Origin of the sequence: Kitasatospora sp. NPDC098663 (genome assembly GCF_044760075.1) — a bacterium.
Taxonomy (GTDB): Bacteria; Actinomycetota; Actinomycetes; order Streptomycetales; family Streptomycetaceae; genus Kitasatospora.
In genome coordinates this window covers 111345-123989 of sequence record NZ_JBIWAP010000008.1, presented here as the reverse complement: position 1 = coordinate 123989, position 12645 = coordinate 111345, and the positions used below count along the sequence as shown (strand labels likewise).

Below are 12645 nucleotides of genomic sequence, written 5' to 3'. Positions count from 1 at the left end.
AGCCGCTGCGCCGCGGTCCGTCGAGGGGGACGGATCGCGGCGCAGCTGTGTGCCGGACGCACCCCCCGGGTCACCGGGCGTAACCGGACCGCCACCCGACTGCCGTACAGTCTGCCGCGGGGCGGGCCGCCCGCCCACGACGGCCGACCCCCGAGGAGACTCCCGGTGACCACCGACACCCGCCCCGTACCGGAGCTGGCCGCCGAGGCCGTCGAGCAGTGGCGCAGCGAGGAGGCCGACCTCGTCGACCTGCTCGCCCGGGCGCAGCGCGGCCTCGGCGGCATCGCCGCCTTCCGGCTCGGCCCCACGCCCACCGTGCTGGTCACCGACCCGGCCGCCGTACAGCACGTGCTCGGCCGCCACCCCGACCGCTACGTCAAGCGCTCGCACCGCGCGCGGATGCTGGTCGGCGACGGCGTGCTCTCCGCCACCGGAGCCGCCTGGAAACGCCAACGGCGGCTGCTGCAGTCCCAGTTCACCGGCACCGGGATGCGCCGCTACGAGCAGCGGATCGCCGCCGCCGCCCGCCGGACGGCCGACCGCTGGGAGGGGTACGCGCGCACCGGCGAGACCTTCGACCTCGGCGAGGAGATGCGCGGATTCGCCCTCGACACCGTCTGGCGGTCCCTCACCGGGCTGCCGCTGGACGACCGTACCGACCGTGAACTCCGTTCCGTGGAACGGGTGGTGGCAGCCATGCCGACCCTGCCCACGGACGCCGGGGACGCCCGGGACGCCGTCGCCGCCGACCTCGCCCGGATCGACGCCGTCGCGCTGGCCGCCATCGACGCGGCACGCTCGGCGACCGACGCCGAGGAGCCCGGCGTGCTGCGGGTCCTGCTCGACGCCGCGGCCCAACACCCCGAGTACACCGACCGGTTGATCCGCGACGAACTCGTCACCCTGCTCGTCGCCGGGCACGAGACCACCGCCACCACCCTGACCTGGCTCTTCCTCCTCCTCGACCGCCACCCCGAGGCGCGCGGCGCGGACCCGCAGGCCCTGGTCGGCGAGGCCCTGCGGCTCTACCCCCCGGCCTGGCTGCTCCCCCGGCACGCCGTCGAGGACGACGTGATCGACGGCCACCGCATCGCCGCCGGCACCGACGTCCTGGTCTGCCCCTACCTCACCCACCGCGACCCGGCCCTGTGGCCCGACCCCGAACGCTTCGACCCCGCCCGCTTCACCGCCACCGGCACCCGCCCCACCCAGCTCGGCGCGTATCTCCCCTTCGGCCTCGGCGCCCGCGCCTGCCTCGGGACCCAGTTCGCCCTCCGCGAGACCACCGCGCTGCTCGAACTCCTGCTGCCCGCCCACACCGTGCGGTTCCGCTCCGTCCCGACCGGCTCCGCCTACAGCATCACCGTCCGGCCCGACGGGCCGACGCCGGCGGTGCTGGGGTAGGTCCTGTTCAACCGATCCCGGTCGCGGGCGGGAGGAAGTCGTCGGCCAGCTCCTCGCCGGCGAGGGCGGCGGCGACGCGGGCGTCGATGTGCGCGTGGGTGACCGGGCAGTCCAGCGGGCGGTCGCGGTGGCAGTCGAGCATGTGGGTCAGGACGGCCGCGGCGCGCTCCAGGCGGCGGGCGCGGGCCGCCATCTCGTCCCGCTGCGCCGCCAGCAGTGCCTTCCGCTCCCCCGCCTGCTCGCTCGCCATCACGGCGGCCGTCCCGGCGAGCGGGATCATGCCGTCCACGTGCCAGAGCTGGACCAGGGCGAGGCGTTCCAGGGCCGCCCGGTCGTACTGGCGCACCCGGCCGCGGCGGGCGGCGGGGGTGATCAGGCCGCAGTCCTCGTAGTAGCGCAGGGCGGCAACGGAGAGGCCGAAGGCCTTCGCCACCTCGGTGATCGAGTGGAGCTGCTCCACGTGTCGTCTCCTTCACGGTTCACGGCCGGCGGGTTGCGCTCAAGCACACTTGAGCGCGGAAGCTTAGGCAAGCCTAACTTCCTGCCGCAGCGAAGGGTTCGCCGCTCATGCCGCTCAGCACCGCCTCCGCCCCCAGCTCCGCCCCCGACCAAGCCTCACCCGGCCGCGCCGCCCCCGCCTCCGGCGCGCTGCTCGTCGTCGGCTTCGTCCTGCTCAGCCTCAACACCCGGGTCGCGTTCGGGCAGGTCGGACCGCTCGCGCCGGTCGCCGGCTGGGGCCAGGGCACCGTCACCGTGCTCGGGCTGCTGCCCCCGCTCTGCATGGGCCTGTTCGCACCGCTAGGCGCCCTCGCCCGGCGGCGGATCGGCGAGGAGCGCGGGCTGTTCTGGGCGAGCGTGCTGCTCGTCGTGGGCGCGCTGCTGCGCACGGCGGGCCTGCCCGGGCTCTACGCGGGGACGGTGCTGGTGGGCATCGCGGTGGCGGTCGTCAACGTGCTGATCCCGGTGTTCGTCCGGGCCCGCTTCGCGCCCCGGCGGATCGGCACCATGATGGGCGTCTACGCCCTCGCGATGGGCGCCGGGTCGGCCGTGGTCGCCGCCCTCGTCGCGCCGGTCGCCGACGCGTGGTCCTGGCGGGCCGCGATCGGCCTCGCCGTCCTCCCGGCCGTCCTCGCGGCGGCGGGCATGGCGCCGCAGCTGCGGGTGGAGCGGCGGATACCGGCCGCCGCCGCGCCGGTGCGCCGCCGGCCCGTCGGCCGCACCGCGCTCGCCTGGAGCCTCACCGCCTTCTTCGGCATCCAGACCCTGGTCTTCTACGCCACCCTCGCCTGGCTGCCCTCGATCCTGGTCGACGCGGGCCTCAGCCGCACCGCCGCCGGCACCGACCAGGCCGTCCTCATCCTCGGCCTCGCCGTCGGCGGCTTCCTCGCGCCCGTCCTCGCCGCCGCCCGCGCCGACCAGCGGCCGCACCTGCTCGCCGTGGTGGCCGTCTGCGTCCTCGGCCTGCTCGGCGTCGTGCTCGCCCCCGCGACCGGCGCTCCGCTCTGGGCCGGCATCCTCGGCATCGGCATGGGCGGCGGCCAGGCCCTGGCCGCCGTGCTCTTCGCCCGCCGGGGCACCGACCACGACCACGTCGCCGCGCTCTCCACCATGACCCAGACCTGCGGCTACCTCCTCGCCGCCACCGGCCCCGCCCTCACCGCCGCCCTCCACAGCGCCACCGGCTCCTGGACGGCCCCGCTGCTGACCATGGTCGGCCTGCTGCTGGCCGGCTCCGTCCTCAGCCTGCGCGCCGGCCACGACGCCCGGCCGTGACCGGCGTGGCTCCGCACCCCCGGCGCCTGCGCCCCTCGATACTCCGGTAGACCCGTACGAGAGGACGCCGATGGAATTCCTGGTCGACATGGTGACCACCGTCCCGGACAAAACCACCGACGAGGCGATCGCCGACCTGCGGGCCCGCGAGGCGCGGCGGTCGGGCGAACTCGCCGCCCAGGGCGTCCTGTTGCGGCTCTGGCGCCCGCCGCTCGCCCCCGGCGAATGGCGCACCTGGGGCCTGTTCAGCGCCCCCGACGAGGAGCGGTTGGAACAAGCGCTCGCCACCATGCCCCTGCGGGTATGGCGCCAGGACACCGTCACCCCGCTCTCCCCCCACCCCAACGACCCCGGCCTTCGGCAGCACTAGCGGGGCCATCGGGCCGCGCCCGGGCCGCTGACGAGGGATGTGGCCCCGGGGGACATCGGACGTTGCCCTGACGTACCTTCCGCTGGAGGTACGGGGTCGAACAGACTGGGAGTGACTGTCGCCGATCCCTCGAAGGGGCCCTTCCTGTGCGTGCCCATGACTCCGGTAGTGCGTTTACCGCCGACCGACGACCGGGCCGTACCAGTCGGCCCACCGCTCCCGCCCGGCTGCCGTCCGGTGCCCGGGCGGTGACGCCGGCGGCGCTCACCGCCATGCAGCGGGCCGTGGGCAATACCGTGGTGAGCCGGATGCTGGAGCAGGAACAGGAACAGCACGCCGCGGCCGACGTGCAGCGCTCCGCCGTCCACGAGGTGCTGCGGAGCCCCGGCACGCCGATGGCCGACGGGCTCCGGGCCGAGATGGAGACGCGGCTGGGCGCGGACTTCTCCGATGTCCGGCTGCACACGGGTGCGACCGCCCGGGAGTCGGCGGCGGGGATCGGCGCCCGCGCGTACACCTCGGGCAGCCACATCGTGCTCGGTGCCGGAGGGGGCGACAAGCACACGCTCGCGCACGAGTTGACCCACGTCATCCAGCAGCGCAGCGGCCCCGTCGCGGGCACCGACAACGGGAGTGGGCTGCGGGTCAGCGACCCCTCGGACCGGTTCGAGCGCGAGGCCGAGGCGAACGCCTCCCGGGTGCTGTCCCGGCCGCTCGCCCGGGAGTCCGAAGCGGAGCACGCGGCCCACGCGCACGGCACGCAGGCCGCCGAGCCCTCGGTGCAGCGGCGCCCCACGGCGAAACCCGCCGGGGAGGAGGGCGAGCACACCCACGTCGACGCCGACTACCCGGGCCTGCGGCTCATCCTGGACCAGAAGCTGACCGACGAGCACTACGAGAAGATCTACCAGCTCGCGGGCTCCGAGGAACGCGTGATCTTCGACGAGGACGGCAGCTACGGGTACATCAAGGTCGACGACGGCCTGGAGACCTACTACAAGCTCGTCAACATGGAGGTCGGCCCCGAGCAGGCGCAGGCGGACCTGAGCGGCCACGTCAACCGGCAACGGGACTCCAGCTACCACGTCCGGGCCGGTGCCGGGACCTTCGAGGGCGGGCAGATCAACCAGTTGCAGGACTTCGCCGCGCAGGGCGTGCGTCCCGGCCAGCTGGTCGAGGTGAGCGTCGCGTTGCTGCAGCAGGCCAGCGGTCGGGCGCAGACCGTGGCGGGCGGGCTCGACGAGAAGCGGCTCAGCGCCGCCGTCACCGGCATGAGGAACAGCGCCGCGCTCGAACCGATCAAGATCCGGGTCGACGGGGGCGGCATCAGCATCCAGGACGGAAACCACCGCCTGGGCGCGGCCGTCGAGCTGGGCTCCGCGTACGCGCCCTGCAAGATCGTCTGACCGCCCGCGCCGCCGCCGACCTCGCCGGTGATCCCGGCGAGGTCGGCAGCGGTGGTGCCTCAGTGGCGGTGGTGGTTGTCGGGCTGGGCCGGATCGCCGGGGTGTTCCAATCCCTCGACGAGGGTGAGGCGTCGGGCGCGCTCGTGGTCGAGCCAGCGGACGAAGGCGGCGCGTCGGGCGGCCTCGGTGAGGTCGGCGGCGGGGTCGTGCTCCTCGGTGACGGTGTGCACGGAGCGGAGGGCGGCCGTCCAGGGGCCGGCGGTGACCCAGGTGCCGGGCGGGGCCTCGCGGAGGGCTTCGGCGAGGGCGCTCGGGAGGGTGTCGGGGTCGGCGTCGAGTTCGCCGTCGGGGAGGGCGAGGTGCCAGACGGCCGACGGCGGGCGGGCGGTCAGGGTGCGGTAGTGGGCGAGGTCGTCGGCGGAGGGTTCGACGGCGGCGGTGACCGACGCGTAGACGGCCCGGACGGCCGCGCTGCCCTCGTAGGCGGCGGCGGTGATGGAGCCGAGTTCGACGGCGGCCTGCTGGTCCAGCCGGGCCGGGCCGGTGGACCGTACGGGCAGGTCGCGCTCGGTGGCGACCGCCTCGCACAGCGCCTCGGTCAGCAGCACCTGGGCGACCCAGCGGGTGAGCTGGCGGTCCTCCGAACTTCCGGGCTGGGGCAGGGCGGTGGAGCGCGGGCCGGTGCGGAGGGCGGCCAGGCGGTGGTCGAGGGCGGTACGCGGGAGCGGCCGGCCGTCGAGCAGACCGAGGGTCATGCCTCCACCTCCAGGGCGACGGTCGGGGCGTACTGGCAGCGGCCGAACCACATGACCTTGGCCAGCGCCCAGTACGCGCCGGGGTCGGTGGATTCGGGGGCGGCGATCTCGAAGTCCACGGTCGAGGACGATCCGGCCGGGACGGTGAAGCCGCGGACCGGGTCGGCGATGGCCTCCCAGGTGCCCCAGGGGGAGACGAGTTGGAGTTCGCCGCGGATCTCGCCGCGGGTGCGGTTGGTGAGGGTGAGGCCGAGGGTGGTGCGGCCGCCCGGGGTGACGCGCAGGGCCTCCTCGGAGACGGCGACGTCCAGGCCGGTGTCGCGGCCGGCGGCGGCCTTGGTGCCCTGGGCGATCGTCCAGTCCTCGGGGGTGTCGCCGGGGACGGGCAGCAGGTCGGGGAGGTCGCCGACGGCGATGGTCACGACGTCCTCGATCTCCTGGCCGTCGTGCGCGATCCGGACGGCGGCGAAGTGCAGGCCGGGCAGCGCTTCGGCGGGCGGGGTGAGGGTGACCGGGAAGCGCAGGTGACCGCCGGGCTCCAGCCGGTAGGGGCGGCTGCCGAGGCTGGTCTGCCAGCCCTCGGGCGGCAGGACGACGGCCGTGCCCTCGACCGCCGCGTCGCGCAGCTGCGAGGACAGGGCGACGGAGAGTTCGACCGCCTCGCCGTCCGTCCGCAGCAGGCCGGGCGAGACGCCGACGGAGACCGGCAGGTAGCCGAGCGGCGCCGGGCCCCGGTTGTGCAGCCAGTAGCGGGCGTGGACGGGCTGCGCGGGTTCGGCGACCGGGCCGAGGACCGGGCCACCGGGTTCGGCGGAGACGCCGGGGGCGGCGAGCAGGGTGGCGATCTGCGAGCCGGCGAGGTCGACGCGTTCGGTGGCCTCACCGAGGGGGCGTTCCAGCAGGTCGGCGGGCCGCAGGTGGCTCAGCCCGAGTGCGCCGCCGAGTTCTGCCGTGCGCCCGAGACCGGTCGACTCGACCAGCCGGACGGCGAGTTCACTGCCGACCGGTGCCGCCGAGCCGTGCGCGATGGGGTTGCCGGCGGGCTTGAGCGCGCCGAGCAGGACTTCGCGCTGCGGTTCGATCCGCAGCCAGGAGAGGGTGGCCGGCAGCGGGCCGTCCTGGAGCGGCGCGATCCGGGCGTGGAGCGGGTGGTTGAACTCCTGGCCCTGGGCGGGCAAGGTCTGGCTCCGCCAGTCGCCGGGGCCGCCGACCAGTGCGTAACTGAACTCGTGGGTCCAGTGCTGGAGTTGGAAGGAGGCGCCGTCGGGCAGGGTGCGCCGGGGCGGGTCGATCCAGACGCCGGAGGGCCAGCCGGTGCAGGAGCGCATCAGCGAGAGGTGCAGGGCTCCGGTGCTGTCGACCGCGAAGCCGGGCAGACCGAAGCTGAGCAACGCGACGGTGTGGTCGGCGAGTTGGTCCACGACCTCGGACGGGCAGACGGCGCCGATCCGGGCGTCGGCGAGGTCGGCGACCAGCGCGGCGGCGTCCGTGACGACCAGCGCGGGCAGTGCCCGCAGGTCCCGCAGGTCGGCGCCGGGCTGCCAGACCTCGGCGAGCGGGGTGAGCGCGGGCACCCAGACCGCGCCGTGCGTCTTGAGGACGCTCGCGTACTCCTCGCCGGCCCGCTCGATCAACTCCCGGGCGGCGTCGTTCTCCTCCGGCCCGCCGAGGACGATCCGGAAGTCGGGCAGGTTGGAGTCGACGTCCAGCCAGCCGTACCGGGCCCAGTCGGCGCCGGAGGTGGTGGCGGTGACGCCGACCCGGGCGAGGGCGACCACCAGCGGGCGGGCGTCGGCGGCGTCGTCCAGGCTCGGCACGACCACCTCGGCGACGCCCAACGCCCGCTCCCCCAGCGGCGATCCGGCGGGATCGGACAGCACGGCGCGCGCGGTGGCACCGAGGCCGAACCAGGTGTTGGCCGGGTTGTCCAAGGTCCACGGCGCCTCGGCGCAGTCGACGTCGGGCAGGGCGAAGCCGCGCCCGACGACGGCGCCGGCGACCTCGCTGACCGGCAGCGCGCCGGGCAGGTCGACGGGGAAGCGCAGCCGCAGCAGCCGGTCGGCGCCGGAGTAGTCGACGACCCGGGTCCGGCAGTCGACCCGGTCGAGGCCGCGCCACAGGGTGACGGTCTGCTCGTAGCGGATCCCGTCGACGGTGCCGCCGATCACCAGCCGCTCACCGAGCGGGCCGGTCTCGCGGCGCACGTCGGCCGGGGCCGTGCCGGAGCCGCGCACCGGTCCGCTGGGCACCAGGTGCCAGGGGCCCTCGCCGAAGTCGGGGTGCTGCGGGTACTCCTCGTAGACCCGCAACTCGTTGCCGATCCGGCCGCCCTGGATCAACTCCCGGTCGTGCAGGAGGTCGTGGACGGAGGACAGGCCGCCGCCACGGACCGGGTCGGCGCTCACCCGGTAGCGGTCGTTGGTGATCACCACGCCCTCGGCCGCCGTCCAGGGCTCCGCCGCCGGGCCCTCCACCAGCCGCCAGGTGCGCCAGCCGAGCGCGGGGACGTCGGCGGCGAGGAAGCGCAGGGCTCCCCGGTCGACGGTGCTCGGCACGGGCTCGCCCCGGTCGTCGAGCACCCGTACCGCCCCGGTCTGCGGGGGCAGTTGGACGACGACCAGGTCGGTCCGGTCGAAGGAGAGCGTGTTGGTGACGACCACGGCCGACCCTGCGCCGGCGGCCGAGCCGTCCCCGGCGGTGGAGATCCGCGCGGTCAGCGCGTCCAGCGCCTCGTCCCGGACGGCGGCCGCGAGGTCGTGCGCCTCGCGCCAGCCGCCGAGCAGGTCGAGGTAGACCTGGTCGGACTCGGAGCCGGTGATGGCGTCGTGGTGGGCGCCGTAGGCGAGTTGGCGCCAGACCTTGTCGAGGGCGGCGGTGGGGTACTGCCCCAGGCCGTGGACGGCGGCGAGGGTGGCGAGCTTCTCGGCGTCGGCGGCGGCGACCTCGCCGGCCCGCTGGGCCTGCTTGGTGTCGATGTACGAGACGTCCTTGCCGGTGTAGACCGGGTTCATGTCGCGGGTCTGCGGGCTGGGCCGGCGGCCGGTGGCGGCGAGTTCGGCCCGGACGGCGTCGAGGAAGTCGCGCGGGGTGGCGCAGACGAAACGCGGCCAGAGGTACTTGGCGGCCCAGGAGCGGTGGATCTCGGTGACCCACTTGTTGGGCGGGGTGTAGTCGGTGCCGACGGGCAGCAGCAGGTTTCTGGTCGCACCGACGGGCTTGAGCTTGCGGTACAGCTCGTAGACGGCCTGTTCGGCGGTGGCGAGGTCCGGGGAGGAGTCCATCCACCAGCCGGCCGAGTAGTGGTGCGGCATGTAGTGGGTGAGCACGCCCTCGCCGGAGGGGGCGATCCACTCGAACTCGCTCGGGAACTGCATCACCCGGGCGTCGTCCTTGGCCTCGCGGAAGTTCTTCTGGATCGGGCCCCACTGGTGGAAGGGGCCGCGGGCCCAGGCGCTGCCGGTGAGGCCGGCCGCGGCGAGGTGGCCGGGGAACTGCGGGTCGTGCCCGAACACGTCGAGCTGCCAGGCGGTCTGCGGGTCTCCGCCGAGGATGTCGCGCTGGTAGCCGATGCCGTAGACGAGGTTGCGGATGGTGGTCTCGGCGCCGGTGAGGTTGGTGTTGGGCTCGTTGTAGGTGCCGCCGACGAGTTCGACCTGGCCGCGCTCCAGCAGCGTGCGCAGGGTCTCGCGGCGCTCGGGGTGCTGGTCGAAGTACGGCTTGAGGTAGTCGACTTCGGCGAGGACGAACTTGTACACCGGGTCCCGCAGCGCGAGGTCCATGTGCGCGTCGACGAGCGCGAAGCCGTTGCGCTCCCAGAGCGGCCGGGTGGTGGCGTCGGCGGAGAGCAGTTCCCAGGGGGAGGTGTAGGCGGCCTGGGTGTTCCACCAGACCGGGTCGTAGTGGAAGTGCGAGACCAGGAACATCGTCCAGCCGGGCTCGGCGACCTCCACCAGGGCCTCCACGGAGGCGCCCTCCGCCTCGACGGTGACGGGGAGTTCGGTGCCCGGCTCGGGGGCCCCGGTGAGCTCCAACGGGACTTCGACCAGCCCCGTGCCGGTCGCCTCGCCGCGCACGCCCGGACCGCTGACGGTGATCCGGGCGGCCGGGCCGTCGAGGGTGACCCGCAGCAGTTGGCGCGGGGCTTCCTCGGGGCCGGTGAAGAGGTCGGTGTTCTCGACGGCGGTGATGGTGACCGGCACGGGGAGGGTCCTTTCGGTGCAGGTACGGGGGCCGGGCGCGGGGTCGGGTGCCGCGCGCCCGGCGGGAGTTGCTGACGTGCCCGGTTACTGGCCCCAGGCCTCGAACTCGTAGATGCGGGCGGCCGGGTCGGTGTTCTGGGTGGGCTTGGTGACGACCAGCCGGACGTAGCGGGCGGTGGTGGTCACCGGGTGGGTGGTGGTGCCCGCGGTGTTGCCGGTGACGTCGGCGACCGTCGTCCAGGGGTCGCTGGTGTTCGAGCGGACCTGGATCGAGAAGTCGCGGGTGTTGAAGGCCGCGCTCTCGCCGCCCGCGCCCGCGTGCTTGACCACGAACTTCGACAGCTGCTTGGCCGAACCGAGGTCCACCTCAAGCCACTTGGAGCTGTTCAGGCTGCACCACTTGTCGCCGGTGCCGCCGTTGACGCTGCCGTTGACGGCCTTGGCCGGGCCTTCGTCGGCGTTGCACTGGCCGGAGGCGGTGGCCGGGCGGTTGAGCGCCAGGTTGCCGCCGGTCGCGGGCGGCGTGCCCGTCCAGCCGACGGTGGTGGAGGCGGCGGTGGAGCGGCCGTAGGTGGTGGAGACGGCCTCGACGTCGAGGGTGGTGGCGTCCTCGGTGCCGGCCCGGTCGAGCCGCCCGACGTAGTACGCGTCGTTGGGGGTCGCGCCGAGGAAGGTCCGGCTGCCGTCGGCGTTGCGCCGGTACACCTCGTAGTGGTGGACGTCGCCGCCGGGCGCGGCCGTCCAGGAGAGCCGCAGCGACTGGCTGGAGCCCGCCGTCACGTCGCTCGCGCCGAGGACGGTGAGGCCGCTGGGCGCCGCCGGGGCGCCCGCTTCGCCGTCGTGGACGGAGATCTGGCCGATCCGCACGTCGTAGGCGGGGTCGGAGCCGTCGGCCCGGAGGGCGAGCTGGGCGATGGTGCGGCCCGCGTACGGGGCGAGGTCGAGGGTGTGCCGCTCCCAGCCGGTGCCGGAGTTGGCGCCGACGTCGATCGTGGTGAAGCTGTTCGGCGCGTCGGTGAAGGAGATCGCGGCCTTGAGCTTGGTGGGCCCGGCGGCCGGGGTCTTGACGACCAGGTCCAGCTTGGTGTTCGCGGCGACGGGCAGTTTGGTCTCGTACAGCCGCACGGTGTTGGCGGCGTCCAGGGTGCCGGTGAGGCGCAGCGAGGAGCCGCCCTGGTAGGCGTCGGTGAAGTCGACGGACGGGGTGAGCTTGCTGCCGCCGGAGTCGACCATCCACCGGTAGGTCGGCGGGACGTCCTGGAGGGACAGGTTGTTCCAGCCGCCGGTGGCGACCCGGGTGCCGGCGGAGTTGTAGAAGTCCCCCTGCCCGGTGTTGAAGTTGGTGACGAAGGGCTTGGCGGTGATCGGCGAGGACTCGGCGACGTAGCCGGCCAGGCCGGGCCAGCTGTCGGAGGGGTTGGCCTTGGACGGGTCGTTGTTGGCGCCGACCCAGTAGCGGGCGTCCTTGGCGTAGAAGTCGGCCCGGTCGGTGGCGGACTTCCAGGTCCATTCGGGCCGGTAGAGGCCGAGCGAGGTGGTGTGCGGCTGGCCGGTCGGGAAGAGGGACTTCCAGTCGACGCCGGTGTTGTAGCCGTTGGCCTCGGTGTCGATGCCGGAGTAGAGGTCGTACTCGCTGCGGCCGAGTTGCCGGGCCAGCGCGCGGGAGGAGTTCAGGCCGCCGGAGCTCCAGTTGAAGTTCAGGAACATCGAGTCCGAGGTGCGCTTCGAACCGTCCTGGAGGAACGGGGAGTTGGCGGAGGTGAGGGCGTTCTGCCAGTTGACCGAGCCGGAGGTGGTCATGGCGTCGTACCACATGAACTCGGTGCCGCTCTTGGCCTTGCTGTACTGCATGAGGTTGCGCACCTCGGTGGCGAGGGCCGAATCGCCGCCGCCGGTCTCCTGGTTGATGAACCAGCCGTCGAAGCCGTAGTACTGGGCGGCCTGGGCGAGCTTGTCGGCGACGGGGTACGTGCTGCCGGACTTCTGGACGAAGTCGCGGAGCCACTGGAGCTGGCCGCCGTAGGCGGCGGGCGGGAAGAAGACGGTGCCGTAGACCTTGACGCCGTTGCGGTGGGCGGCGTCGATGACGGTCGGGTTGGGGGCGAGGATCAGGCCCTCGCCGGCCGAGCCGCCCCAGAAGACCAGCTTGTCGACGTACTGCCAGTAGCCGAAGGCGTAGTAGTTGGGGTCGGCGGAGCCCTGGGAGGGGTTGTTGGAGGTGGGCCCGAAGGAGACCAGGGAGGCGATCTTCCCCTCGCCGGTGCGGGCGTTGGGGTTGGCTTTGAGGGCGGGGTCGCTGGTGCGCGGCTGGAGCGGGACGCGGGAGCGGTTGAAGCGGGCGTCCGGGTCGGTGGCCGGGTCCCAGTTGAGGATGGTGGAGGGGTACCAGTACGAGGCGTAGGGCTGGGTGCCGGGGGTGCCGGCGGCCGGGGTGGTGGGCGTCTGCGGCCCGGCGTGGGCGGCGGGGGCGGCGCCCAGCACGGCGGCCGCGAGGGCGGCGCTGAGCAGCAGGGGTATCCGTCGTGACATGCGGTGGCTCCGATCGAGCGGAGGTGGGTGGGGGCGGGCCGTCGGCGTGGACGGGCCGGGTGCATGTGGGCGTGGCGGTGCGCGAGGACGCGGGGTGACCGCGCCGCGGCTGCGGCCGGCCGCAGCCGCGGCGCGGCGGGCCCGCCGGGGGTGCGGGCCTGCGGAGGGTGCGGGCCTGGGTGCGCGCCGGGCGGAGGCCGCTCGGCGCA

Annotated in this window: 8 protein-coding genes; 4 read left to right on the top strand and 4 right to left on the bottom strand. The window is 74.3% G+C overall.

Annotated elements, in window-relative coordinates:
• The first annotated feature begins 165 nt into the window (after positions 1-165).
• Positions 166-1404 carry a cytochrome P450 gene (locus ACIQVZ_RS11315; protein WP_350880776.1) on the top strand — a complete coding sequence of 413 codons (1239 nt, stop codon included), beginning with the start codon at positions 166-168 and terminating at the stop codon, positions 1402-1404.
• A gap of 7 nt (positions 1405-1411) precedes the next feature.
• Here ACIQVZ_RS11315 and ACIQVZ_RS11310 read toward each other — a convergent pair whose 3' ends face one another.
• Complete coding sequence (locus ACIQVZ_RS11310; protein ID WP_402448919.1) at positions 1412-1864, bottom strand: MerR family transcriptional regulator; 453 nt, start codon at positions 1862-1864, stop codon at positions 1412-1414.
• A 107-nt stretch (positions 1865-1971) separates the two neighbouring features.
• On the opposite strand from ACIQVZ_RS11310, the gene ACIQVZ_RS11305 reads away from it, so the two are divergent.
• From ACIQVZ_RS11305 to ACIQVZ_RS11295, 3 genes are all read left to right on the top strand, one after another.
• The gene (locus ACIQVZ_RS11305; protein WP_402448917.1) at positions 1972-3177 is read left to right on the top strand and encodes an MFS transporter; all 1206 of its coding nucleotides are present in this window, start codon (positions 1972-1974) and stop codon (positions 3175-3177) included.
• 70 nt (positions 3178-3247) lie between these two features.
• Positions 3248-3547 carry a muconolactone Delta-isomerase family protein gene (locus tag ACIQVZ_RS11300; protein WP_350880770.1) on the top strand — a complete coding sequence of 100 codons (300 nt, stop codon included), beginning with the start codon at positions 3248-3250 and terminating at the stop codon, positions 3545-3547.
• A gap of 284 nt (positions 3548-3831) precedes the next feature.
• Entirely contained in the window at positions 3832-4953 is a 1122-nt protein-coding gene (locus ACIQVZ_RS11295) for a DUF4157 domain-containing protein (RefSeq protein WP_402448914.1), read from the top strand.
• Between the two features lie 59 nt (positions 4954-5012).
• On the opposite strand, the gene ACIQVZ_RS11290 is transcribed toward ACIQVZ_RS11295, so the two are convergent.
• The 3 genes from ACIQVZ_RS11290 to ACIQVZ_RS11280 form a co-directional block, all read right to left on the bottom strand.
• The gene (locus ACIQVZ_RS11290) at positions 5013-5708 is read right to left on the bottom strand and encodes a hypothetical protein (protein ID WP_402448912.1); all 696 of its coding nucleotides are present in this window, start codon (positions 5706-5708) and stop codon (positions 5013-5015) included.
• On the bottom strand, positions 5705-9907 hold the full coding sequence (locus ACIQVZ_RS11285) for an NEW3 domain-containing protein (protein ID WP_402448910.1): 4203 nt from the start codon (positions 9905-9907) through the stop codon (positions 5705-5707). Before ACIQVZ_RS11285 ends, ACIQVZ_RS11290 begins: the two co-directional genes overlap by 4 nt.
• An 84-nt stretch (positions 9908-9991) precedes the next feature.
• Positions 9992-12436, bottom strand: coding sequence for a discoidin domain-containing protein (locus ACIQVZ_RS11280; protein ID WP_402448906.1), 2445 nt, complete (start codon positions 12434-12436; stop codon positions 9992-9994).
• Positions 12437-12645 lie beyond the last annotated feature (209 nt).